Source organism: Segniliparus sp., assembly GCF_051660745.1.
GTDB lineage: Bacteria > Actinomycetota > Actinomycetes > Mycobacteriales > Mycobacteriaceae > Segniliparus.
Genome location: NZ_JBOFQF010000009.1, coordinates 1 through 22,479, shown reverse-complemented (window position 1 = coordinate 22,479; position 22,479 = coordinate 1). Strand labels below are relative to the sequence as shown.

Annotated in this window: 23 protein-coding genes and 1 tRNA gene; 13 read left to right on the top strand and 11 right to left on the bottom strand. The window is 67.1% G+C overall.

Annotated features, from left to right (window positions below):
• Nucleotides 1–972 carry an alpha/beta fold hydrolase gene (locus ACRC20_RS03255; RefSeq protein ID WP_438684907.1) on the top strand — a complete coding sequence of 324 codons (972 nt, stop codon included), beginning with the start codon at nt 1–3 and terminating at the stop codon, nt 970–972.
• On the opposite strand, the gene ACRC20_RS03250 is transcribed toward ACRC20_RS03255, so the two are convergent.
• Together ACRC20_RS03250 and nth are read right to left on the bottom strand one after the other, a co-directional pair.
• Nucleotides 920–1,651, bottom strand: coding sequence for an NUDIX hydrolase (locus tag ACRC20_RS03250; protein WP_438684906.1), 732 nt, complete (start codon nt 1,649–1,651; stop codon nt 920–922). The two genes, ACRC20_RS03255 and ACRC20_RS03250, sit on opposite strands and share 53 nt — an antisense overlap.
• Nucleotides 1,651–2,397: an endonuclease III gene (gene nth, locus ACRC20_RS03245; protein WP_438684905.1), complete on the bottom strand. Its 747-nt coding sequence runs from the start codon at nt 2,395–2,397 to the stop codon at nt 1,651–1,653. Before nth ends, ACRC20_RS03250 begins: the two co-directional genes overlap by 1 nt.
• A gap of 137 nt (nt 2,398–2,534) precedes the next feature.
• Between nth and ACRC20_RS03240 the strand changes: the two genes are divergently transcribed.
• Together ACRC20_RS03240 and ACRC20_RS03235 are read left to right on the top strand one after the other, a co-directional pair.
• Entirely contained in the window at nt 2,535–2,738 is a 204-nt protein-coding gene (locus ACRC20_RS03240) for a hypothetical protein (RefSeq protein ID WP_438684904.1), read from the top strand.
• A gap of 192 nt (nt 2,739–2,930) precedes the next feature.
• A complete protein-coding gene (locus ACRC20_RS03235) occupies nt 2,931–3,605 on the top strand; it encodes a Crp/Fnr family transcriptional regulator (protein ID WP_438684903.1) in 675 nt (224 codons plus the stop codon).
• A 77-nt stretch (nt 3,606–3,682) separates the two neighbouring features.
• Here the strand turns inward: ACRC20_RS03235 and ACRC20_RS03230 are convergent, their stop codons facing one another.
• From ACRC20_RS03230 to ACRC20_RS03220, 3 genes are read right to left on the bottom strand one after another with little or no spacing between them, the layout of a single operon-like run.
• Complete coding sequence (locus ACRC20_RS03230; protein ID WP_438684902.1) at nt 3,683–4,564, bottom strand: MBL fold metallo-hydrolase; 882 nt, start codon at nt 4,562–4,564, stop codon at nt 3,683–3,685.
• A 22-nt stretch (nt 4,565–4,586) separates the two neighbouring features.
• Nucleotides 4,587–5,063 carry a RidA family protein gene (locus tag ACRC20_RS03225; RefSeq protein WP_438684901.1) on the bottom strand — a complete coding sequence of 159 codons (477 nt, stop codon included), beginning with the start codon at nt 5,061–5,063 and terminating at the stop codon, nt 4,587–4,589.
• Nucleotides 5,060–5,242, bottom strand: coding sequence for a hypothetical protein (locus tag ACRC20_RS03220; RefSeq protein ID WP_438684900.1), 183 nt, complete (start codon nt 5,240–5,242; stop codon nt 5,060–5,062). Before ACRC20_RS03220 ends, ACRC20_RS03225 begins: the two co-directional genes overlap by 4 nt.
• A gap of 27 nt (nt 5,243–5,269) precedes the next feature.
• On the opposite strand from ACRC20_RS03220, the gene ACRC20_RS03215 reads away from it, so the two are divergent.
• The 5 genes from ACRC20_RS03215 (at nt 5,270) to ACRC20_RS03195 (ending at nt 11,412) form a co-directional block, all read left to right on the top strand.
• Nucleotides 5,270–6,346, top strand: coding sequence for an ArsA-related P-loop ATPase (locus ACRC20_RS03215; protein WP_438684899.1), 1,077 nt, complete (start codon nt 5,270–5,272; stop codon nt 6,344–6,346).
• The gene (locus ACRC20_RS03210) at nt 6,343–7,476 is read left to right on the top strand and encodes an ArsA family ATPase (RefSeq protein ID WP_438684898.1); all 1,134 of its coding nucleotides are present in this window, start codon (nt 6,343–6,345) and stop codon (nt 7,474–7,476) included. The genes ACRC20_RS03215 and ACRC20_RS03210 overlap by 4 nt, the downstream gene beginning before the upstream one ends.
• Nucleotides 7,477–7,644: 168 nt before the next feature.
• The gene (locus tag ACRC20_RS03205; RefSeq protein ID WP_438684897.1) at nt 7,645–10,140 is read left to right on the top strand and encodes a transglycosylase domain-containing protein; all 2,496 of its coding nucleotides are present in this window, start codon (nt 7,645–7,647) and stop codon (nt 10,138–10,140) included.
• A gap of 160 nt (nt 10,141–10,300) precedes the next feature.
• Complete coding sequence (locus ACRC20_RS03200; RefSeq protein WP_438684896.1) at nt 10,301–11,284, top strand: metallophosphoesterase; 984 nt, start codon at nt 10,301–10,303, stop codon at nt 11,282–11,284.
• 54 nt (nt 11,285–11,338) lie between these two features.
• Nucleotides 11,339–11,412, top strand: a tRNA-Pro gene (locus tag ACRC20_RS03195).
• 636 nt (nt 11,413–12,048) lie between these two features.
• On the opposite strand, the gene ACRC20_RS03190 is transcribed toward ACRC20_RS03195, so the two are convergent.
• The 5 genes from ACRC20_RS03190 to ACRC20_RS03170 all read right to left on the bottom strand — a co-directional run bounded on the left by ACRC20_RS03190 (nt 12,049) and on the right by ACRC20_RS03170 (nt 15,897).
• Nucleotides 12,049–12,555: a hypothetical protein gene (locus ACRC20_RS03190; RefSeq protein WP_438684895.1), complete on the bottom strand. Its 507-nt coding sequence runs from the start codon at nt 12,553–12,555 to the stop codon at nt 12,049–12,051.
• 226 nt (nt 12,556–12,781) lie between these two features.
• Nucleotides 12,782–13,252 (bottom strand): hypothetical protein, encoded by a 471-nt coding sequence (locus tag ACRC20_RS03185; protein ID WP_438684894.1) that lies wholly within the window; start codon nt 13,250–13,252, stop codon nt 12,782–12,784.
• Between the two features lie 161 nt (nt 13,253–13,413).
• A complete protein-coding gene (locus tag ACRC20_RS03180; protein ID WP_438684893.1) occupies nt 13,414–15,213 on the bottom strand; it encodes an alpha/beta hydrolase in 1,800 nt (599 codons plus the stop codon).
• Nucleotide 15,214: 1 nt separating this feature from the next.
• Nucleotides 15,215–15,529, bottom strand: coding sequence for a hypothetical protein (locus ACRC20_RS03175; RefSeq protein WP_438684892.1), 315 nt, complete (start codon nt 15,527–15,529; stop codon nt 15,215–15,217).
• Nucleotides 15,526–15,897, bottom strand: coding sequence for a hypothetical protein (locus ACRC20_RS03170; protein ID WP_438684891.1), 372 nt, complete (start codon nt 15,895–15,897; stop codon nt 15,526–15,528). The genes ACRC20_RS03175 and ACRC20_RS03170 overlap by 4 nt, the downstream gene beginning before the upstream one ends.
• A 183-nt stretch (nt 15,898–16,080) precedes the next feature.
• Here ACRC20_RS03170 and ACRC20_RS03165 point away from each other — a divergent pair, with 183 nt between their 5' ends.
• The 4 genes from ACRC20_RS03165 (at nt 16,081) to ACRC20_RS03150 (ending at nt 20,387) form a co-directional block, all read left to right on the top strand.
• Nucleotides 16,081–16,524: a helix-turn-helix domain-containing protein gene (locus tag ACRC20_RS03165; RefSeq protein ID WP_438684890.1), complete on the top strand. Its 444-nt coding sequence runs from the start codon at nt 16,081–16,083 to the stop codon at nt 16,522–16,524.
• Between the two features lie 351 nt (nt 16,525–16,875).
• A complete protein-coding gene (locus ACRC20_RS03160) occupies nt 16,876–17,616 on the top strand; it encodes a peptidoglycan recognition protein family protein (protein ID WP_438684889.1) in 741 nt (246 codons plus the stop codon).
• 531 nt (nt 17,617–18,147) lie between these two features.
• On the top strand, nt 18,148–19,815 hold the full coding sequence (locus tag ACRC20_RS03155; RefSeq protein ID WP_438684888.1) for a phospholipase D-like domain-containing protein: 1,668 nt from the start codon (nt 18,148–18,150) through the stop codon (nt 19,813–19,815).
• 122 nt (nt 19,816–19,937) lie between these two features.
• Nucleotides 19,938–20,387, top strand: a complete 450-nt coding sequence (locus tag ACRC20_RS03150) for a DUF3592 domain-containing protein (protein ID WP_438684887.1) — start codon at nt 19,938–19,940, stop codon at nt 20,385–20,387.
• A 116-nt stretch (nt 20,388–20,503) separates the two neighbouring features.
• Here the strand turns inward: ACRC20_RS03150 and ACRC20_RS03145 are convergent, their stop codons facing one another.
• Complete coding sequence (locus tag ACRC20_RS03145; RefSeq protein WP_438684886.1) at nt 20,504–20,872, bottom strand: hypothetical protein; 369 nt, start codon at nt 20,870–20,872, stop codon at nt 20,504–20,506.
• Between the two features lie 229 nt (nt 20,873–21,101).
• Here ACRC20_RS03145 and ACRC20_RS03140 point away from each other — a divergent pair.
• Nucleotides 21,102–22,479 (top strand): cbb3-type cytochrome c oxidase subunit I (locus ACRC20_RS03140; protein WP_438684885.1); only part of this gene is annotated, 1,378 nt, incomplete at its 3' end.

Genomic DNA, 22,479 nt, shown 5'->3' with positions numbered 1-22,479 from the left:
ATGTGCCCTGCTCAGGCGGCTTCTTTGCCCGACCCGTCAGCGGTCCGCCTCCCCGGTCCCTGGGCCCATCAGGACGTGCACGCCAACGGGCTCCGGTTCCACATCGTCGAACCTCTCGAATCCGTCGGCGACCACGGGCGCGAGCTCGTGCTGCTGTTGCACGGATTCGCGGAATTCTGGTGGGCTTGGCGCCACCAGCTCGCGCCCCTGGCGCAGGCGGGCTTGCGTCCTGTCGCCGTCGACCTGCGCGGATACGGGGACAGCGACAAACCGCCCCGAGGATACGACGCGACGACGCTCGCCTCGGACGTCGCGGGGCTCGTCCGCTCCCTCGGCCACCGCTCCGCCGTCCTCGTCGGCCATGCCGAGGGCGGGCTGATCAGCTGGGCTGTCGCCGCGCTGCACCCGGCGCAGACGCGCGGGATCGCCGTGGTCTCCGCGCCGCACCCGATCGAGGTGCGGCGGGCGATGCTCGCAGACCCCCATCAGATCGCCTCGGCGCTCCCCTCGCTCTTGCACCACCAAATCCCCCGCGTCCCCGAGCGCGCGCTGCGCCAGGGCGACGGCGAGGGCGCGGCCCGCCTGCTGCGGGAGCGCTCCGGGCCGAGCTGGCGCTCCACCGCCGACTTCGCCGAGACCGAGCGGCTGGCGCGGATGGCGGTCCAGATCCCGAAATGCGCGCATCTCGCGCTCGAATACCAACGCTGGGCGTTCCGCAGCCAGTTCCGGCCGGACGGGTGGCGGTTCCTGCGCCAGACGCGCCGCGTGCTCCAGACTCCAGGGCTGCTGCTGCGCGGCGAGCAGGACCGCTACGTCCTCCACCGGCCCATGGAACGCAGCCTGCGCTGGCTGCAGGTCGCGGATTCCGCGACAATCCCAGAGTCCGGGCACTACGCGCACCAAGAGAACCCTCAAGCGGTCACGGAACGACTTCTGACGTTCCTGGCTCGTCAGTCTCTCGCTGCAAGATAGCCTCCACCTCGACCGCCCTCCGGCGGTCCCAGGGCCGCTCCCAGCCCGCGCCTGCGAGAACAGCCGAGAGCAGTCCTCCGGTGAAGCCCCACACGAACATGTCCTCGAGCTCGAACGCCGGGCCTTTGAAGATCGGGCCGCGTTTGCCCATGAGCCGGTTCCGAGGGTCGAGCAGCTCGTCGAGCCGGACCGCCCGGACCAGGTCCGTCTCCCCGGCGTTCACCGGACGCACCTGCGAAGGACGTTCCCAGAACGCCAGCACCGGGGTCACGTCGAAGCCGGACGGCGGCACGAAGAGCGGGTCGAGCCGGGCGAACGGAAGCACTCCCCCGATATCGACCCCGGTCTCCTCCCAGGCCTCGCGCAGCGCCGCGGCCAAGGGGCCGTCGTCCGTCGGGTCCACCGCCCCGCCGGGGAACGCCACTTGGCCCGCATGCGAGCGCATCCTGGGCGCGCGGCGGGTCAGCAGCACGGTCGCGTCCTCGGGAGGCTGCCCCGACTCCCCGCCCGAGGAGCCCGCGATGAGGACCAGCACCGCCGCGTGGCGCACCGCGCGCAGCTTCTTGAGCTGCGCGACCCAGCGGCGGTTGCGCAGCTCCACGTCGAGCTGGGAGACTTCTGCGGCGAGCGGGCGCAGCCATGCAGGCAGCCGCTGAGGGTCCACGAGCAGCTCGGCCATCACAAAGCTCCTTGCAGCAGGGCCGCCGAGTACGAGGTCTTGACCAGGCGCTGCGCGACAGCGCGGTCGGTCGGGCCGACCCCGTAGCTCGGGCAATCACGGGCGAGCGGGCACGCCCCGCACGCCGGGCGCTGCGAATGGCACACGCTCCGCCCGAACCAGATCACCCGGTGCGAGAGCGTCGTCCACTCTTTGCGCTCGATCAGCGCCCCGACCGCGTGCTCGATTTTCACCGGGTCGGTCTCCTCGGTCCACTTCCACCGCCCCACGAGCCTGCCGAAGTGCGTGTCCACCGTGAGGCCGGGGACGCCGAACGCGTTGCCGAGCACCACGTTCGCCGTTTTCCGGCCCACGCCGGGCAGGGTCACGAGCTCCTTGAGCGTCCCGGGGACCTCGCCGCCGAAGCGCTCGCACAGCGCCGAGCCGATGCCGATCAAGTTGGCGGCTTTCGCCCGGAAAAGGCCGATCGTGCGGATCAGCTCCTCCACGTCGGCCTGTTTCGCACTGGCGTAGTCCTCCGCTGTCCGGTACCGCGCGAAAAGCGCCGGGGTCACCATGTTCACCCGGACATCCGTGGTCTGCGCCGACAGGACAGTGGCCACCAGGAGTTCGAGCGGGTTCGCGAAGTCCAACTCGCAGTGCGCGTCCGGGAAGAGCTCGGCCAGCTCGCGCGACATCCGCCGGGCCCGCCGGACCAGGCCGAGGGGCGCTTTCGGGCGGTTCTTCAGAGCAGAGACGACGGGCACCGGACCCAGCCTAGAGCACAACGCTCCGGAACAATCCGAGACCGAGCGTAGGCGGGTTTCGTTGCCGCGTTGAGACCTGCGTCTAGTTGACTACCCGCATGCAAGGCCTCTTGGTGGTGTTAGCCCCCGCTGTGTTGATGCTCTTCGCGCTCGCGATGCAACGCCTCGAAACGCGTCTCGGCCGATCCGGCCCGCGCGAGGACCAAGTGGAAGAATTTCTGCTGAACGCGAACTCTGCGGAAATGGGCACGCTCGTCGAAGACGGCCTCCCCGAGGCGCTCGACATCTACGATGTGCGTCGCGAGAAGGTCAAAGCCGCGAGTTCCGTCACAGAAAATTGACCCAAAGCTCTAATTCGAGGCGTTCTTTCCTGACGCAGGCCTCGAACTTGGCCATGTTCGGCGAGGAGTTGCTTCACTTGAGGCAACCGATATGGTAGAACACTTGCGAAGGGTTACGACCCGTGTCCAGCTCTGCCCGCGCCGCCGGGGGCGGAGCTTTGAAATAGCTATATTGTGAAGGAAGGCGCGCAGATGGAAGATGTCCTCGCTCGAGCAGGAATTTTTCAGGGTGTCGAGCCCGCAGCAGTCGCCGCGCTGACCAAAGAGCTTGTGCCTGCCGAGTTCCCCCGTGGCCATGTGATCTTCCACGAGGGGGAGCCGGGCGACAACCTGTACATCATTGTCTCCGGCAAGGTCAAGATCGGCAGGCAAAAAGGCGACGGCCGGGAAAACTTGATCACGATCATGGGGCCCTCCGACATGTTCGGCGAGCTCTCCGTGTTCGACCCCGGCCCCCGCACCTCGAAGGCCACTGCGGTGACCGAGGTCCGCGCCGTGACGCTCGACCGCGAAGCGCTCCGGAGCTGGATCACCCAGCGCCCGGAAATCGCGGAGCAACTGCTCCGCGTGGTCGCCCGACGGCTGCGCCGGACCAACAACACGCTGGCCGACCTCATCTTCACCGACGTGCCCGGCCGTGTGGCCAAGGCCCTGCTGCAGCTCGCGCAGCGCTTCGGCACCCAGGAGGGCGACGCCCTCCGCGTCACGCACGACCTCACCCAAGAGGAGATCGCCCAGCTGGTCGGCGCGTCCCGCGAGACGGTGAACAAGGCGCTCGCCGACTTCGCCCACCGCGGCTGGCTGAAGCTGGAAGGCAAGTCGGTGCTCATCAGCGACTCGGAGCGCCTGGCCCGCCGCGCGCGCTGAGCGTTCGGACTCGAACGAGATCATTCAGTCCCCGCCGACGATTCTGATCGTTGCCGGGGGCTGAATTCGTTCTCCCCTCAGCGGCGCAGGTACCTCAACTGCACGCGCGTGGAGCTGAGCGCGACGGGCAAGAGCTTCGCGTCCACGTCTTGGTACACCTCTCGGGTCACCTTCCACGCCGAAGCCTTCGGGCCGAGCTTGGCGAGAGCCGCCCGGACTTGGTCCAAACGCTCCTCGCGATGCCGCAGGCCCGTCTCCGCCGCCGCCGCCGTGTCGACAAGCTCCGGCCCGTGCCCCGGCAGGCCGACGACCCCCGCCCCCACCGCCATGAGTTTGCGCATCGAGCCGAGGTAGTCCCCGAGATCGCCGCTCTTCGGGTCGAGGACCGTGGAGCCTCTCCCGAGGATCATGTCCCCCGTGAGCACAGCTTCCACCGAGCCGTTTCGATCATGGCCGTCCCGTCCGTGCAGCAAGAACGAGACCGAGTCCGAGGTGTGCCCCGGAGTCGCGACGACGGTCAGCCGCACTCCGGCGAACTCCAGCGTCTGGCCGTCCCTGGCGACCTCCCACACGTCCCGGCTCGGCCGAAGACGAGGAAGTTGCGTCTGGGACTTGCGCGCCATCCTTGGACTCATCGCGAGCACAACGGGCTCGTGCCCCGATGCGGCCAGCCGTCGGCGCAGCGCGGGCAGCGCCCGCACGTGGTCGAGATGATGATGCGTCAGCAGCACTGCGGCGATGTCCCCGAGGGCGAGGATCCGCCCGATATGGCCTGCGTCGTCCGGGCCGGGGTCGACAACGACGCAGGCCTTCGACCCAGGGGCGCGGAGCACCCACGTGTTGGTCCCGTCCAAGGTCATGAGCGAGGGGTTGCGCGCCAAAAGCACCGAAGCCTGCTCGGTCACCGGCCGCACGGCCTCGTACGCCGGGTGGGTCAGCGCTCCCTGCTGCTCGCCCATGACAACGACCGATCCCCCGGCGTCAGGAGGCCGGTTTCACCAAGACGGTCAGCTCCACCTCGACGGGCGCGCCCAGCGGCAACGCCGCCACGCCGACGGCGGAACGGGCGTGCGCCCCCGCTTCGCCAAAAATCTGCCCGAGCAGCTCGGAAGCCCCGTTGATGACGCCGGGCTGTCCGCCGAAATCCGGGGAGGAGGCGACGAAACCAGTCACCTTCACGACCTGCACGACATTGTCGATCCCGACCAGGTCGTGCACGGCGGCAAGCGCGTTGAGGGCGCTGAACTGCGCCAACGCTTTCGCCTGCTCCGGGTCCACGAAGTCGGGGCCGATGCCGACGATCCCCGTCCGAGGCAGCTTGCCGTCCACATAGGGCAACTGCCCCGAGGTGTGGACCAGGTCCCCCACCCGCAGGGCGGGCACATACGCCCCCGCAGGTTTCGCGACGGGAGGCAGCGTAATACCGATCTCAGCGAGCCGGGCGGACCAATTGCTCATTTCTTCCTCTTCAGGTAGGCGATGTGGCTCTCCCCCGTCGGACCGGGCAAGACCGTCACCAATTCCCAGCCGTCCGATCCCCACTGGTCCAAGATCTGCTTGGTCGCATGCGTGATCAGCGGCACGGTGACGTACTCCCAGGCGGGGTTTGCATCTTGTTGAGGGGACACGAGAGACACTGTAGCTCTTTCGCTTATTGTGGTCGGATGCGGACCTCACAGCGCACGGAGGCGGCGACCGTGACGGAGCCTGCCCCGAACCTCTGGCCCAGCCGGGCCGCGCGCGCCAAACTGCACTTCGTCTCGGGCAAAGGCGGTGTCGGCAAGAGCACCCTCTCCGCGGCGCTCGCGATAGCGCTCGCCTCCAGCGGGCGGCGGGTGCTGCTCGTCGAGGTCGAGGGCAGGCAGTCGATCGCCCACCTCTTCGACATGCCCCCGCTGCCGTACGCGGAGACCAAGGTCGCCAGCGCGGCGAACGGCGGCGAGGTCTGGGCGCTGGCCATCGACGTCGAGTCGGCGATCCTCGAATACTTCGAGATGTTCTACAACCTCGGCTTCGCCGCCAAGGCGATGCGCGCGGTCGGCGCGGTGGACTTCATCACCACCGTCGCCCCCGGCCTCGACGACGTGGTGCTGACCGGCAAGATCTACGAGATCGCCACCCGGACCCAGAACTCCGGCAAGCGCAGCGCGCTCGGCAAACCGCCGAAGTCGGGCACGTCCTGCTACGACGCCATCGTCGTCGACGCCCCGCCGACCGGCAGGGTCGACAGCTTCCTCGGCGCCGCCGCCGCGCTCAAAGAGATCGCGAAAGGCGGCCCGGTCTACCGCCACGCGGAGAACGTCTCGTCCGTGCTGCGCTCGACGGACACCGTGGTGCACCTCGCGACGATCCTGGAGGCGCTGCCGGTGCAGGAGACAGTCGAAGCGGTCTCCGTGATCCAGAAGATCGGGGTCGGCCTCGGCGCAGCGCTCGTCAACCGCTCGCCCGCGCAATATCTCACCCAGGAGCAGATCGAGGCGGCAGTGCAGGGCTCTGTGGACGCGAACTCGCTCAGCAAAGGCTTCGACGCCATCGGGCTCGACCTCGCGGAAGAGGATTTCGCCGGTTTGATCACCGAGACCATCGACCACGCCGTGACCCAAGCCCGCCAGCAGGAGCAAGCCCGCATCCTGGCCGGGCTCGACCTTCCTCAGCTCCCGCTCCCGCTGCTCGCCGAAGGCGTGGACCTCGGCGCGCTCTACGAGCTCGCCGAGCGGCTGACACAAATGGGAGTCCGATGAGCACGACAGCCCCGCCGAAGGCGCTCCTGGAGGACCCAACGACCAAAGTCCTGGTCTGCTGCGGCTCGGGCGGAGTCGGCAAGACCACCACATCTGCCGCCATCGCCCTGCACGCCGCCGAGCTCGGCAGGAAGGTCGTCGTGCTCACCATCGACCCGGCCAAGCGGCTCGCCCAGGCGCTCGGCGTCGCGGAGCTGAACAACACGCCGCAACGGGTGCCCCTGCCGAAATCCGTCGCGGGCGAGCTGCACGCGTTGATGCTCGACATGCACCAGACCTTCGACGACATGGTGGTCGCGAACGCCTCGGCGGAACGCGCCCAAGCGATCCTCGCCAACCCCGTCTACCAGACCATGGTCACCTCGTTCTCCGGGACGCAGGAGTACATGGCGATGGAGAAGCTCTCCCAGTTGCTCGGCGACGCGCGCTGGGACCTGATCGTGGTGGACACGCCGCCGTCGCGCAACGCGCTGGACTTCCTCGACGCCCCGAAGCGGATGGGGACCTTCCTCGACAGCAGGCTGGTCCGTCTGCTCACCAAACAAGGCCGAGGCGTCGGGCGCGTGATGAGCGGCGTCTTCGGCATCGCGCTGCGCGGCATCTCCATGGTGGTCGGCAGCCAGACGCTGCACGACGTGTCCGCGTTCATGCAATCCGTCGACACGGTGTTCGGCGGGTTCCGCGAGCGCGCCGAGCGCACGTACCGGCTGCTCTCCCGACCGGGCACGGCCTTCATCGTGGTCACAACGGCCGAGTCCGACTCCCTGCGGGAGGCCTCGTTCTTCATCGACCGACTCAGCGCCGAGCGGCTGCCCCTCTCCTGCCTCCTGGTCAACCGCACCCATCCCGCGATCTCCACGCTGTCCGCCGCGCGGAGCGTCCAGGCCGTCGAGCAATTCGACGAGCAGCTCCCCGCCAAGGGCGGCGCCGAGCCGAGCGCGCAATTGGCGAAGGCCGTCCTCAAAGCGCACTTGGAGCGGCTCGAAACCGGCTCGACCGAACTGCGCCACCTGCGCGCCTTCACACACAGCCACCCCAATATCCGGGTGGTCGGCGTCCCAGCCCTCCCGTTCGGCGCGAACGACCTCGAAGGGCTGCGGGCCCTGGCGGAGCAAATCACCGCAGACTGACCGCTGAGGCTGCGGCCTGCGGCGTTATCGGGCGCTCGCGTGCCCGCGCCGCCTCCGTGCGCGACGCCGCCTGCCGCCTGGCGTCCTATCCGCCTCAGCCGCCAGTATGACCTGCGAGGCGCTTCGCCTTCCCGCTTCGCCAGGACGAACCGTTACACTGGCGAGACTATGACTTCAACAACGTCGTCGTCCCAACCGGGCGCCACGGGGAACACCTTCATGCGCCTGCTGTGTTACACAGTGCTCGCGGGCGTGCTCATCGCAGGGATCTGCTTCCCGATCGTCGGCGGCGGCGCGCTCGCCGCGGGCGGCGTCGCGACCTCGATCGAGAAGTTCGCGGGCGACCTCCTCGTCGGCAACGTCCCAGGGGTCACCACCATCCTCGACAACAAGGGCCAGCGACTCGCCTACGTCTACGAGCAGTACCGGATCGTGGTGCCCAGCGACAAAATCTCCCCCGATATGAAGCTCGCGCTGGTCTCGGTGGAGGACAAGCGGTTCAACTCCCACGACGGCGTGGACTGGCGCGGGACGATGCGCGCCGCGCTGACCAACAACAGCGCGGGCGAAATCCGCCAGGGCGCCTCCACGATCGACCAGCAGTACATCAAGAACTACCAGCTCCTCGTCCTCGCCAAGAACGAGGAGCAGCGCCGGGCGGCGATCGAGGCCACGCCCACCCGCAAGCTCCGCGAGATCCGGGCCGCGCTCAGCCTCGAGCGCGCCCTCACCACGCAGTACCAGGAGAAGGACCACCTCGGCGACGACGCGGCCAGGGAGAAGGCCAAGGACGAGATCCTCACCCGGTACCTCAACCTCGTCCCGTTCGGGAACGAGGCGTACGGGATCGAGGCGGCCTCGCGGACCTACTTCGGCGTCTCGGCGAACGAGCTCAACATCGCGCAGTCCGCGATGCTCGCAGGCATGGTCCAGTCCAGCTCCCTGCTCAACCCCTACACCAACACGGCGGGGGTGACCGAGCGGCGCAACACGGTCCTCGACACCTTGATCAAGAACGTCCCCGCGCGGGCGGCCGAGTTCGAGGCCGCCAAGCAGCAGCCGCTCGACGTGCTGCCCGAGCCGCAGCACCTGCCGCACGGCTGCATCGAGGCGAGCCCGAACAACGTCGGGTTCTTCTGCGCCTACGTGCTGCAGTACCTGCAAGAGAGCGGGCTGAGCGAGGAGCAGATCGAGCGGGACAACCTCACGGTCAAGACCACGCTCGACTCGGACGTGCAGGCCTCGGTGCAAAAAGCCGTGAACTCGGTGGTGGACGCGAAGAGCGGCAACATCGCGGGCGTGGAGAGCATCATCGCCCCCGGCAAGCTCAACCACAAAGTCCTCGCGATGGCTTCGAGCCGCATGTACGGGCTCGACACCGACAACCACCAGACCGTGCAGCCAGAGCCGTTCTCGATGGTCGGCGACGGCGCGGGGTCGGTCTTCAAGATCTTCACGGTCGCCGCGGCCATGGAGAAGGGGCTCGGCACGAGCGCCGTCCTCTCCGTTCCGCCCTTCTACCAGGTGAAAGGCATGGGCGATAGCAAGCGCCCCGGCTGCCCGGCCACCTACTACTGCGTGAAGAACGCTGGCGGCTACCGAGGCGCGATGTCGATCACCGACGCCCTGGCCACCTCGCCGAACACCGCGTTCGTGAAGCTCCTCTCCGAGGTGGGCGTCCCGCCCGCCGTGGACATGGCGATCCGGCTCGGCATGCGCTCCTACGCGGAGCCCGGCACGTCCGGCCACGGTGACATGAGCCTCGCCGACATGTTCAAGAAGGAGAACCTCGGCTCGTTCACCCTCGGCCCCACCGCCATCAACCCGATCGAGCTCTCGAACGTCGCAGCCACGCTGGCCTCGCACGGCCGCTGGTGCCCGCCGTCCCCGATCGAAGAGGTGACCGACCACACCGGCAAGAAGGTCGAGCTCCACGAGAAGCCGTGCGCGAACGCGGTCTCCGAGGGCCTCGCCGACACCTTGGCGAACGCGCTCAGCAAGGACGACGTCTCGCCCGGCACCTCGGCGGTCCCCGCCGCGAACGCAGGCTGGCACCTCCCGGTGTCCGCCAAGACCGGAACCACTGAGACGCACCGCTCCTCGGCGTTCCTCGCGTTCACGAACCACTACGCCGGGGCCGCGCTCGCCTACGGCGACACCAAGACCCCCGGCGAGATCTGCGTCGGCGCGACGCTGTACAACTGCGGCGACGGCAATCTCTACGGCGCGAACGTCGCGCCCATGTGGTACAAGGCCATGGCCCCGATCGCGGAGAAATACGGCCCGATCACCATGCCGGACTCCGACCCCTTCTACGTGCAGGGGTCGCCGAAGAGCCACATCCCGAACGTGGTCGGGATGCAGGAGGACGACGCCGTGAAGCAGCTCAAAGACCTCGACTTCCCGGTCACCGTCGTCACGGACTACCGCTGGGAGCCCAAGGGCACCGTGCTCAGCGAGACCCCGCCCGGCGGCGGCGGCAGCGTGGTGCCTGGCCTGGCCATCACCATCCACGTCAGCGACGGCAACGCCCCTGTCCCGCCGCCCCCGCCCCCGCCGGAGGAGCACAACGACGACATGCCGCATGGCGACGGCGGCGGCCTCGGCGACTTCGGGACCCATGACAACGAGCAAGACAGCGGCGGGGGCGACGGGCCGCCTTGAAGGCCCGGCGACCGGCCTGGCCTCCCCCGGCTGCCCCATATCCCGGGCTGGCCCGATCTGTCCAAGATTCCCGGCTGGCCTGGCGGCCGCGGCGGGAACTGAGCAGTGCCGGCCGCGAGCCCGGCATGCCCGGCGGCGAATCGGAGTAAAATAACCGGCAATGAGTACCAGCGCTAACAGATTCCCGTCCCGAGCGGTCAAAGCCGGGGCCAAAGCTGCGGCAGGGGCAGCGGTGCTCGGCCTGGGCTACGCGTCCCTGGTCGAGCGAGTCGCGTTCTGCTTGCGCGAAGTGACCATCCCCGTGCTCTCCCCCGGCTCCCGGCCCCTGCGGGTCTTGCACATCTCCGACCTGCACATGACCCCTGGGCAGCGGCTCAAACAGCAATGGCTTCGCGAGCTCGACGCGTTGGAGCCGGACCTCGTCGTGGACACCGGCGACAACCTCGCGCATCCCCGCGCCGTGCCGGCAGTGGTCCAGAGCCTCGGCGGCCTGCTCGACCGTCCGGGCCTCTTCGTCTTCGGCAGCAACGACTACTTCGGGCCGACCCCGAAGAACCCCGCCCGCTACCTGCGCAAAGACCAGGCCAAACGATCGCACGGCGAACCGCTCCCCTGGCAGGACCTGCGCGCGGCCTTCCAAGAACGCGGCTGGACCGACGCGACCCACACTTTCCGCGAGTTCAGCGTCGCAGGCGTGCGGATCGCCGCCGCAGGCGTGGACGACCCGCACCTGCACCGGGACCGCTACGACGCGATCGGCGCGGCGCCGGGCGCGCATGTCGGGCTTCGGCTCGGCCTGACCCATTCGCCCGAGCCGCGCGTGCTCGACCGCTTCGCGGCGGACAACTACGACTTGGTGCTCGCGGGCCACACCCATGGCGGCCAACTGCGCCTTCCCGGCTACGGCGCCATCGTGACGAACTGCGGGATCGACCGCGCCCGGGCGCGCGGGGCCTCGCAGTGGGGGCAACGCACCCGGCTGCATGTCTCGGCAGGGCTCGGCACCTCCCCGTACGCCCCGGCGCGGTTCTGCTGCCGCCCGGAGGCAACCTTGCTCACCTTGGTCGCGAAACCGTCCGGCGGCGGGCCCTCGTCCTATGCGCGAGACGTCCCCGTCGGGGTCGCCCACCCCGTCCGCGACTGACCCGAACCGGTTTGGCCCGACAGCCGGTATGCGGTAGTATCAACTGGCTTGCCACGGGGTGTGGCGCAGCTTGGTAGCGCGCTTCGTTCGGGACGAAGAGGCCGTGGGTTCGAATCCCGCCACCCCGACACTGTTGGTTGAGACAGTTAGAGAGGCCCCGGTCAGCGGAAACGCAGACCGGGGCCTCTTGCTTTCTTTTGGCTTCGAATAGCCTGGCACCGGAGCAGTACGCAGTGGGTACGCAGTAGTTCTAGCTGGCTTTACTCCGAGCCGCCCGCGCGGCTTTGTCGGAGAGCCTGTGGGGAGGCAGGCGGATGGAGGTTGAATCCATACTTGGCCTGGTGGACGGGTGACAGGCAGTAAGAGGCTTTCCCGCAAGGGTTGCAATAGCGAGGGCACCGTGTTCGGTATGGGCAGAGATGGCCGAACCGGACAGCCCTGAGGGAGTCCCCGCGACGACCGCACCGGCACCAAACCCGGCGCTGTGTCCGGTCTCCCCCCGGTCCCGTGGAACCCCGATAGCCCGATGCCGCAGGCACCCCAAGGGGCGTGGAAATCACTACGACCACGGTATGCCGACCGCTCGGCCAGGCCCCCGCGCGCCGTGCCAGGTTTCCAAGAGCCATGGCCCCTGGGGAGTGGGCCTCCCTCTCTCCTGTTCGACCACGGGCCGCGAAGCCCGCTCCGTCGCGTACAGGTCTGGGAGTTCGTCCCGACAGCACCGTGTACCCGATGAAAAGGGGCGTTCCGCGAGCGCTCTCCGTTCAACTCGTGGGCGTGGTGCTTGGCTCGTCGTAGAGCAGGCCGTCGCTCGTGATCACCCGTGGCGCGGGAACGTCGTCATCGCGGAGGCTTGCGGGGAAGCAGGGTGTGTGCCCGCCGAATTTAGGAGGATAGGACGCGAACTTACCGGAGTAGACGGCAATGTCGAGTTGGTAGCCGTCTGGCGAGGTGCCGGTTCGGTTGGGCTTGTCGTCATCTTCGAGTTCTTCGACTCGCCACCCCCAGCCCTTCCAGATCTCCCCGACTTTAACGACGAAGTCGGCGTAGTCCGTTCCTGGCGGGACTCGTGTGTCAAAGACGTTGTAGTACTGGATTGGGGCGTTGAGCTGGTCGATCCGGTCGTCGCATTGCATGACCCCACCCGTTCCGCCGTATCGGTGGTTGTCGAGCGAAACATCGTAGGGCAGTTGTTGGAGCGTGGCTTGCATGTAGTGGTACAAGGCCTCTTGGGCTTGGCGTTGGCTGGCGATGGGCTGGGATGTGGCCACGGGGGCTCCTTCCGCGCTATTGCGGGGTGTCTCTTGAGACGACGAAGGACCCGTGCCTCCCGCAACGTCGCACCCAGAGATGAGTGCGACGACAGCGACGAGAGCACCGGTGCGATAGTTCCTTGTCGAGCGATTCGTCATTTCGGATCGGGTTTCTGTTGGTCGATGATCTTGCCCATGTTCTGCAATCCGCTGCTGTTTGGCTCGAAATAGCTACTGCGCGCGGCTAGCTGTATTGAAGACCGTCTTTGGTGATGACGCGAGGCCTGGGGACGTCGTCGTCGCGGAGGCTTGCAGGGAAACAGGGCGAGTGCCCGCCGAGCGTGGGTGGATAGCCAGCTGGGTATGCGGCTTCGATTCGCAGCGTGTATCCGTCTGGAGAGGTGCCGTAGCGGTTGGGCTTGTTGCCGTCGCGTTCTTCGACTTTCCAGCCCCAGCTTTTCCAGATATCCCCGGTTTGCGTGATCAAAGTGTTGAGGTCTGTTCCGGGGGGAGTAAGTGTGTCGAAATGGTCGTAGTACGTGATCGGGGCGTTGAGTTGGTCGATCCGGTCGTCGCATTGGACGACTCCTCCGGCGCTGTATCGGTGGTTGTCGAGAGTTGCCGAGTGCGGTAGTTGTTGGAGCGTGGCCAGCATGTAGTGGTAGAACGTTTCCTGGGCTTGGCGTTGGCTGGCGATGCTGGGGGAAACGGTCACGGGCTCGTCTTTCACTCGGAGGGTGGTCACGTTGTTGCGAGGCGACGATGAGGACGGGGGTTCTGACTGCGCGCGCCCATTGGGTGTGCAACCTGAGACGAGCATTGCGACGGCGAGGACGGCGAGCACTCTCTGAGCAGATCGTCTGTGCGATGAAGGGGTCACTTGTGCTCCGGTTCTACGCCAGCGATGATTTTGCCGAGGTTCTGCAAACCAGAGCTGTCTGGAAAAAAGTAGCTGCTGTGGGCTTTCGTGGTGTAGCCGGTGTGGAAGTCGTCGCCAGCTGGGCCTGGATCGGTTTTGACTTGGGTCACGTCGTCAAAGGTGCTCGGGTCCACGCCGAGCGGGTGGATGCCCATAGAGTCGCCAGCGTTGGCGACGTGGATGATGTCGTTGTCCGCGAGCTCGTCGAACACCCGGCCACCGGGGTTGATGTAAAGGCCGTGCGCGTTGTCCGCGAACACTCCGGGGGAGCCGACGAATACCAACGCGTCCGCGTCGAGGCGGTGCCCGTGCGTGGCCGCCGCGCCGACCTCTGACGAGCCGTAGGAGTGACCGATGACCGTTTGGTACGCGCGGCCTTCGGCGTCGTCGTGCGAGAAGCGGAGGGCGTTCTGCCAGTCGTCCAACGCTTGCGCGCCGTTCAACGCGAATTGCGGGTCGCCCGCCCATTCGGTGTGGTCCTTGTCGTAGGGGTTGACCGTCATCGGGCGGTCGTAGCCCATCCACGTCGTCACCGACACGTCGTTCTTCCCAAGGGACTTATCCGCCTGGCGCGCAGCGTCGTGCAAGCCCGTTGATTTGTCGTCGGAGGCTCCGATGGCCACCATGTCTTGGCCGGTGCCCGGCACGAACGTGTCCACTTTTTTCGCTGTGTCGGGGTTGCCGATAGAGACTGCCGCGTGGCCTTTGTCATCGATGAACCCGAGAAAGCGCGGCAAGCCGTCTTTGTTGCTTCTGTCGAGCACTCCTTGGAGGTTGTTGTACCCCTCCAATTGGTGTTGGAGCTGTTGCACCCGCTGCGACCAAGGCCCCCATTCCGGGTTGTTCATCTGCCCGGTCTTGTTCGCCTCGTCCCGCAGTCCGGGTGGCAGGTGCGGATCGGTGGGCGTTCCTGGCGGGTGGCCGGTGTCCCAGTCGGGGTGCTGCTTGCGCAATGCGTCCAGCTCGGCCTGCGCTTGCGTCTTCATGTCCCCCATGTGTTGCCGGTTGCAGACATCGCGGTCTTCGAACGGGAAGCCTGGTTTGTTGCCGATATCCGGGTATCGGTGTTGGAGCGCTTTCAGCAGTTCTGGGTCTTTGTCGGCGTGGATGTGTTTGAACAGGTCGTTGAGGGCTTTGGGATCGGTCGGCAGGGGCTCGTCCCCGTCCGCGATGTGCTGTGCGCGGTCTTTCGCGGCCTTGTCCGGGTCCACCGGCTCGTCTTTGACGTTCCCGAACGTCTCGAAGTTCTTCGCCTCGCGGAAGCCGCCCACGCCCTCTTTGATCTTCGCGTTCAGGTCGCGGATCCTGCGGGCGAAGTCCGCGTCCGCCTGCTCAAGGTCGTGCTTCGCGCGCCCGACGCTCTCGGCGTACTTGTCCATCAGCTCGGCCTGGCGCGGGTAGTCGCCCTCCACCACGCCCTCAGTGCGGACGATCAGCCCGGCGCGCTGCGCCGCCTGCACCTCCTCGAGGACCGCGTCCCGCTTCGCCTTGAGCGCGTACCCGCACTCGGTCGCGAGCTGGTGGTGCTGCACCATCAGCTCGTGCTGCGCGTACCCGTAGGAGACGGTCGTGTCCACATGCGCGTAGCGGGCCTCCTCCCCGGAGCCGTACGAGGAGCCCGCCGCGCGGTTGGTGCGGTCCTTCACCTCGTCCAAGATCGCGAGGAACGCCGTGGCCTTCTGCGCGAGCTGGTCGGCGGACGCGATGATCGTCTCCGGCCGCCACGCGCGGATGGTGTTCAAATCCAGCTCGGCCATGTCACCACCTGAACTCCGCGATCTGCTCGCCCACGCCGTCGATCTCCCCGGCGTGGCGCTCCTCGACCCGTTCGTACGTGCCCGCGTCTGCCACGGTCTCCGCCCCGGCGAACGAGAACCGCTCGTGCGCGTGGTCCGCGACCGACCCGAACAGCTCGCCCGCCTCCATGAGGGCTTGCGCGGCCTCTCCATTCGGCAACGACACGGAGGTGTAGGACTGCGCGAGCTCCAAGCCTCGCACCTTGTCGGCGTTGCCCGCGACATGCTGCCCGTAGGTCCGCAAGTCCTCGATGTTCGTCCCCACGCCCCCGCTCACCGCAAACCCCCGCCCGGCAGGATCGCAGTCGCCAAGTTCACCGCTTGCCCCGGCGCGTCAGCCGGCGGCGCGCTCGGCAGGTCCAACGAGCCGTCGATCTCCCCGCTCGGGAGCCTCGCGGCGGTCTCCCCGACCTTGCTCCCCGCCTTCTCCGACACCAGGCCCCGGTCCGGGGTCCAGCGCCGCCCGATCCTCGTTTGCGGCATCGACTCGTGCTGCTGCTTGCGCAACTGCTCCAACCGCTGCCTTTGCTGCTCCAGAATCCTCGGGTCGACCTCCTCGTCGGCCGGGCTCTCGACATGCCCGTACTGCTTGACCCTCGGCCCCACGTCCTCGTAGCCGTAGCGCGGCATGCTGCCGTGCACCATGGTGTCGATCTCCTCCGCATAGTGGCGCTGGCGTGTTCGGGCCAGCGTATCCGCTCAATGCCGGCCACGATACCCGAATCGAAGTTTCGTGACACATGGCACATACATTAACCGACTTCACATTGGAGGACAACAATGGTGTTGCCAGCATGACGCAATGCCGCTGGCCGCAAGGACTGTTCCATGAACAGACCGATCAAAGGGCTCGACATCTCCGCCCTCTCCGAAGCCCGCAAACGACAGGGCGTGAGCAGACACGACCTCGCGCGGCGCGCGGCAGTCTCCAAGACGACCATCGGGGCGTGGGAGATCGGGGCGCGATCCCCGAACATCGAATCCCTCGCGAAAGTCGCCCAAGCCCTCGGCCTGCGCATGGACGACCTGATCAAAGTCCCCGAAGCAGAACGGACCCTCGCGGACCTGCGCCGCCTCGCCGGCCTCAGCCAGACCCGGCTCGCATGGCTCACCGGCACCACCGCCGCCGCCATCGCCGGTCTCGAACGAGGAGAAATCAGCCTCACCGAAGAGAAAGCGCAAGCACTCGCCCCTGCCATCGACGCGAGCGCCGAAGACATCAAAGCTGCCTGGCAGAGATCCCACGACCGCCCTTTGGGCGAACCCGCCTGACCTCACAGGGCATCACGATCCCAATCAGGCAAAACGCCCTTAAGCCGCCGCAGCGCCACGAACGCGCGCAACAGTAGGGGGAGAAAAGGGATACTCCCGTACGCGGAGAACCAACTCAGCGGGCAGGGTTTGGGGGAATTTTCGTAGGGGCGTTCGCCTATGCCCCCGCGGTGCGCCCTGGGTGGGGGTCGCCCCCCCGTGGGCGTGTCTGCCTGTCCCGTGGAGAGAATTCCGATCACACGGAGTGGCGGCAGCTTCCTCGAAGGTTCATACGCCGTCCACCGCAGATGCGCGAGGATGCGAATACATTGATAGACGCACCCCGACCCATGGACGAAGGAGATGCGAAGCATGGCCGCTACCGCCACCACAGGGCAAGCCGCGAGCGCGTTGTTGGGCTTTCCAGTCGTGACACGCTCCGAGTGGGGCGCGGACGAGTCGATCATGACCTGGGATCCTCAGTTCACCCCCGCGCAAGCGATCACCGTCCATCACTCGGGCGAGCCTTTCGGCGACAACGCCACCGCCGACGCGATCCGGGAGATCTACCGCTTCCACGCCCTCCCTCCCGAGCAGTACCCCGCGAAAGGCAACGTCCCCGCTGGACGAGGCTGGGGCGACATCGGCTACCAGCTGCTCATCGGGCCCGACGGCGCGATCTACGCGGGCCGCTCCACCGGAGACGACGCCTCTCCCGTCTTCCAGCCCGGAACCACGCCCGCCCCCGCAGCACCCGTCGTCACCGCCGGACACGTCTACAACTACAACCCCGGCAACATCGGCGTCTGCCTGATCGGCAACTTCGAAAGCAGCTCCCCAACCCCTGCTGCCGCGTACTCCCTCGTCACAGTCCTCGCCAGCCTCACTAAGAGACTGGGCCTCGACCCCCTCGGAACCATCCACTACTCGTCCCCCATCAGCTCCCGCACCGCCGACCTTCCTGTCATCGCAGGACATCGGGACTGGCCTCGCGACAACGACACCCCCGCCACCGAATGCCCCGGCGTGTGGCTCGAAGCCAGCCTGCCTCTCATCCGCCAAACCGTCGCCGCCCTCAACGGAGCAACCACGACGATCATCGCTCAGGGCTAACCGGGCGTGAGCCCTAGGACTCAGGTCTCGAACAATCACCACGCCCTCTCCGTCACGAACCTGCGCCGCAGGCCTACAGGTCCGTTGTCGCTCTTGGCCCTGTTGTAGTCCCGGTAGCGCCCGTTTCGGTACGCAACAGCTCCACCGCCCACCCCACCACACCGTTGTTCCCAACACACAGCTAAGCCGAGAAAACCCCGTTCTAGCTGCGCTCCCCTCCCCCGCCAAGATCACTCGTCATCCACCAACGATTTCCCCGACTTCGTTCGGGACGAAGAGGCCGTGGGTTCGAATCCCGCCACCCCGACACTGTTGGTTGAGACAGTTGGAGAGGCCCCGGCCTGTGGAAACGCAGACCGGGGCCTCTTGCTTTCCGTGGTGTTCGCGACCATGCGGGCAGGCCTGGGAGACAGTCGCGACAATTCTTGTTCGTCTTGCGGACTTCACGTGTTCGACCGCAGGATGTCGACCGCCCTCTATGCCCCGGTAGTCTCGCCGCGTCAGCAATTGATCCTGAACTCGGAGGTCTTAGTGCCCGTCGTAGTCAAGCCGTATCTCTCCCCGACGCTGGTGCTGCTGGCGTACGACTGGCCCGAGGGCCGCGACCGGGGCGACTTCCTGGGCTTCGCCATCGAGCGGACCCCCGGACTCGCGGGATCGGGGTCGAGCTGGCTGCCCAACCGGATCGGGTTCGACGGCCCGAACCCCGACCAGTCCGACATCCCCAGCGACCAGGCCCCGATCCAGAAGTTCTACTGGTGGGACGCGCGGATCGACGACCGCGACCGAGGCTCCGCGTTCACCTACAAAGTCGTGCCGGTGGTCGGCGAGCCGGGGGCGTTGGAGCTGCTGGACGAGCAGAGCACGACGATCCAGGCGACGGTGCCCGAGATCGAGGAGCACGGGATCGGCAGCTATTTCAACCGAGCCGTCGTCAGCTCCCAGGCCTTCAGCAAACAGTTCCCCGACCTGTCCACCCAGGCCCAGCGCGAAGCGGCCGAGGCATGGCTCGGCAACGGGATGCAGCTCGCCGTCCCGCAGTTCCTCGAACGAGCCTCGGGGAAAGCGGTCGACGGCGCGATCTACCACCTCACCGACCCCACCTGGATCCTCCCCGCGCTCAAATCGCACGACGGCCCGCTGTCCCTCGCCTACAACCAGACCTCCAGCGACCACGCCTCCGACGCCGCGATACAAGAGCTGATATCCAGCGGCCGGGCGGCGGAGGATTTCGCCGCGCGCACCCACGCGAACATCATGCACAACAAATTCCTCGTGCGCGCCGACGGCGACACCGCCGAGGCGGTGCTGACCGGCTCGGCGAACTTCACCCCCGAGGGCCTCTCCGCCCAGGCGAACCTGCTGCACACCTTCGAATCCCCCGCCCTCGCCGCGCTCTACCTCGCCCGCCAGCGCGAGCTCGCCCAGAACCCCGGCCTGGCCGCCACCCGGAAAACACAGACCGGCTGGTCCGCCCCCGTGCAAGTCGGCGACGCCACGATCCGGGCGTTCTTCCCGCCCGAGCCCACCACAGAGCGGCGATCCCTCGACACCGTCGTCGACGCGATCAAAGCCGCGCAGCACTCCGTGCTGCTCTGCGCCTACGACCCCACCGACGGCGCGCTCCTCGACGCCTTCGTCCAAGCCGCGGACTCGAACAAAATGGCCCTCGCCCTGGTCAACAAGGTGCCCACCGCCGAACCGACGGGCGACCCCTCCCGCGCCGACGTCGCGGCCTCGATCACTATCTTCAAACAAGCCCAAGAACACCACGACATCGTCGGCTTCAACAGCTTCAAAGCCTCCGACACCCCTGACGGCTTCGCGCCCGAACGTGTCCTCTGGCCCGGCGAAGACCCCAAAATCATGGTCCGAGTCCACCACAAATTCGTCGTCGTCGACGCCGAGGGCGACAACCCCGTCGTGTTCACCGGCTCCGCCAACTTCAGCAACAACTCCCTGCACAACAACGACGAGAACTTCGTCGAGATCACCAACAGCCCCCGTCTCGCCGGAATCTACCTCGCGGAATTCCTCCGCCTCTTCGAGCACTACCGCGCCCGCATGGCCTACAACCGCCGAGAGGCAGGCGACCCCACCAGCTTCACCCTCACCTCCAGCAGCGCCTGGGCCGCGAAGTACTACGCGCCCGGCTCCGTCGAAAACAACACACGACAAGCCCTCGCAGGCACCAGCTAACACCGTTCCGTGCTAGGCCTGGTCCTCGCCTACGAGGCGTCCAGGCTCGCGGCGGCGTGTTGCGCGAGGAAAAGCGTCCCCGTGGTGCGCCGCTGGAAGGCAGGAGATGGCATGATACTGCCATGAGCGAGAGCGACGGGTCGTCGACGTTCATCCGTGCGATGTGCTGGGCGTTCATCGCGGTGGGGGCCGTCTTCGCGATTGTGGGCGTCTTCCTCTGGCAGCATGACCGAAAATTCCTGGCCGAAGCCGTGGAGACCCAGGGGGTCGTCGTCGACTACTCCACCGACAGGAGCACGGACGTCAAGACGAACAGCGTGTCTGTCACGTATAAGCGCGAGGTCCAGTACACGGCGAACAACACCGCCTATCGGGCGAGGGAGCTTGGAGCTTCCTCGAATGTCCCCCAGCTCGGCGAAAAGGTCACTGTGTACTACGACCCGAAGAATCCGGGCCACGCGATGGTCGACACCCTCGGGCGTAGTTCGGGCGGACTGCTGTTCCTCGCCGCGGGCCTGCTGTGGGCCCTGCTGTGGGTCGCCGTGCTGGTCTGGGCTCCGAAACTTCTCTGACCCCCGCTTGGCGGGCGGCACGCGGCGTCCGGTCGGCGGAAACGAGACCGGGGCTTCTTGCCGTAGCAGGGCTTGCCCGTCAGGGCCAGCGCGCAAGGCTCTGCGAACCGTCAGATTCAGCGCCGCAGCGCGGCGAGGAAGCCCTCCGGGTCCTCCAGGCTGAGCGCCAGGGAACGGACGGGCCAGTTGAAGAGCGGCGCTTTCGCGGGCTTGACCGGGGAGGCGAACCCGATCTCGACGACGCCGTCGCGGGACCCGTTGACGAGCCAGCCTCCCGAGAACGTGTGCACCCCCCATGCGAGCGGCCTCCGGTTCGTGCGACGGGCGGACTCGACGCTCGCCAACGGCACGTCGATTCGGAAGATCCAACCGTGCTTCACCTGGAGCGTTCCCTCTGCGACGCGGATGAGCGTGCGCTTCGGCCCGGCGCCGAGCGCCGTCGCGAGCGGCAGGTACCAACGGTCGTAGCGCAAGGAGAAATCCATCAGGCCATTATCCCTCTGCGCTGTTGGCCCCCGATCTACGCGTGGCCCCCGATCTACGCGTGGCCCCCGATCTACGCGTGGCCCCCGATCCACGCGGCCATCGGAACGTCCCGCGCAGAGTCAGGACGTTCAGCCCAACGAATGGGGACGTTCGGCACGAGGCACGCGCCGCCTGTTCGGCTTGCATAGAAGGCATGGCAGCGCATCCCCGACCGGCCCTGGGGCGGCTATGACCGCGACCGCACCGGCCCCCGAAACCACCACAACGGCCACCCGCCCCTACCCGGCCCGCGGCGGCCTGAAGGGATCGTTCCTCTACAAGTTCGTGACGACCACCGACCACAAGGTGATCGGCAACATGTACCTGGTCACCTGTTTCGCGTTCTTCCTGACCGGCGGGCTCATGGCGCTGCTCCTTCGCGCCGAGCTGGCGAAGCCCGGCCTGCAGTTCCTCTCGCCCGAGCAGTTCAACCAGCTGTTCACGATGCACGGCACGGTCATGCTCTTGCTCTACGCGACCCCCGTCGTGTTCGGGTTCGCGAACGCGGTCCTGCCGCTGCAGATCGGCGCGCCGGACGTGGCGTTCCCCCGGCTGAACGCGCTCAGCTACTGGCTGTTCCTCTTCGGCGGGCTCATCATGTTGTCGGGCTTTTTGACCCCCGGCGGCGCGGCAGACGCGGGCTGGACCCTCTACACCAACCTGTCGGGCGCGAAGTACTCGCCGGGCGTCGGCACCGACCTGTGGATCTTGGGGGTCGGCGTCGGCGGGCTCGGCACCATCCTCGGCGCGGTGAACATGATCACCACCGTGGTGTGCCTGCGGGCGCCGGGCATGACGATGTTCCGGATGCCGATCTTCACCTGGAACATCCTGGTGACGAGCGTGCTCGTGCTCATCGTCTTCCCGATCCTCACGGCGGCGGCCATGGGGCTGATCGTGGACCGGCACTTCGGCGGGCACATCTTCGACGCCTCCAACGGCGGCGTGATCTTGTGGCAGCACCTGTTCTGGTTCTTCGGCCACCCCGAGGTCTACGTCCTCGCCCTGCCGTTCTTCGGAGTCGTGTCGGAGATCTTCCCGGTGTTCTCCCGCAAGCCCGTCTTCGGCTACAACACGCTCATCTTCGCCACTTTGTCCATCGCCGGGCTGTCGGTGGCGGTGTGGGCGCACCACATGTACGCCACCGGCGCGGTCCTCCTGCCGTTCTTCAGCCTGATGACGTTTTTGATCGCGGTGCCGACCGGCATCAAGTTCATCAACTGGATCGGCACGATGTGGAAGGGCCAGCTCACCTTCGAGACGCCGATGCTCTTCTCCTGCGGCTTCCTGGTCACCTTCCTCTTCGGCGGGCTCACCGGCGTGCTGTTGGCGAGCCCCCCGCTGGACATGCACGTGTCGGACTCCTACTTCGTGGTGGCGCATTTCCACTACACCTTGTTCGGCGTCATCGTGTTCGCCACGTACGCGGGGATCTACTTCTGGTTCCCGAAGATGACCGGGCGGATGATGGACGAGCGCCTGGGCAAGCTGCACTTCTGGCTCACCTTCATCGGCTTCCACACCACCTTCCTCGTGCAGCACTGGCTCGGCAACATGGGCATGGCCC

What these genes read in the sequence shown, in the direction of transcription:
- ACRC20_RS03255 (WP_438684907.1), top strand. Translation starts at nt 1, where the DNA reads ATGTGCCCTGCTCAGGCGGCTTCTTTGCCCGACCCGTCAGCGGTCCGC.
- ACRC20_RS03250 (WP_438684906.1), bottom strand. Translation starts at nt 1,651, where the DNA reads ATGGCCGAGCTGCTCGTGGACCCTCAGCGGCTGCCTGCATGGCTGCGC.
- ACRC20_RS03240 (WP_438684904.1), top strand. Translation starts at nt 2,535, where the DNA reads ATGCTCTTCGCGCTCGCGATGCAACGCCTCGAAACGCGTCTCGGCCGA.
- ACRC20_RS03235 (WP_438684903.1), top strand. Translation starts at nt 2,931, where the DNA reads ATGGAAGATGTCCTCGCTCGAGCAGGAATTTTTCAGGGTGTCGAGCCC.
- ACRC20_RS03230 (WP_438684902.1), bottom strand. Translation starts at nt 4,564, where the DNA reads ATGGGCGAGCAGCAGGGAGCGCTGACCCACCCGGCGTACGAGGCCGTG.
- ACRC20_RS03225 (WP_438684901.1), bottom strand. Translation starts at nt 5,063, where the DNA reads ATGAGCAATTGGTCCGCCCGGCTCGCTGAGATCGGTATTACGCTGCCT.
- ACRC20_RS03215 (WP_438684899.1), top strand. Translation starts at nt 5,270, where the DNA reads ATGCGGACCTCACAGCGCACGGAGGCGGCGACCGTGACGGAGCCTGCC.
- ACRC20_RS03210 (WP_438684898.1), top strand. Translation starts at nt 6,343, where the DNA reads ATGAGCACGACAGCCCCGCCGAAGGCGCTCCTGGAGGACCCAACGACC.
- ACRC20_RS03205 (WP_438684897.1), top strand. Translation starts at nt 7,645, where the DNA reads ATGACTTCAACAACGTCGTCGTCCCAACCGGGCGCCACGGGGAACACC.
- ACRC20_RS03200 (WP_438684896.1), top strand. Translation starts at nt 10,301, where the DNA reads ATGAGTACCAGCGCTAACAGATTCCCGTCCCGAGCGGTCAAAGCCGGG.
- ACRC20_RS03180 (WP_438684893.1), bottom strand. Translation starts at nt 15,213, where the DNA reads ATGGCCGAGCTGGATTTGAACACCATCCGCGCGTGGCGGCCGGAGACG.
- ACRC20_RS03170 (WP_438684891.1), bottom strand. Translation starts at nt 15,897, where the DNA reads ATGGTGCACGGCAGCATGCCGCGCTACGGCTACGAGGACGTGGGGCCG.
- ACRC20_RS03165 (WP_438684890.1), top strand. Translation starts at nt 16,081, where the DNA reads ATGAACAGACCGATCAAAGGGCTCGACATCTCCGCCCTCTCCGAAGCC.
- ACRC20_RS03160 (WP_438684889.1), top strand. Translation starts at nt 16,876, where the DNA reads ATGGCCGCTACCGCCACCACAGGGCAAGCCGCGAGCGCGTTGTTGGGC.
- ACRC20_RS03150 (WP_438684887.1), top strand. Translation starts at nt 19,938, where the DNA reads ATGAGCGAGAGCGACGGGTCGTCGACGTTCATCCGTGCGATGTGCTGG.
- ACRC20_RS03145 (WP_438684886.1), bottom strand. Translation starts at nt 20,872, where the DNA reads ATGGATTTCTCCTTGCGCTACGACCGTTGGTACCTGCCGCTCGCGACG.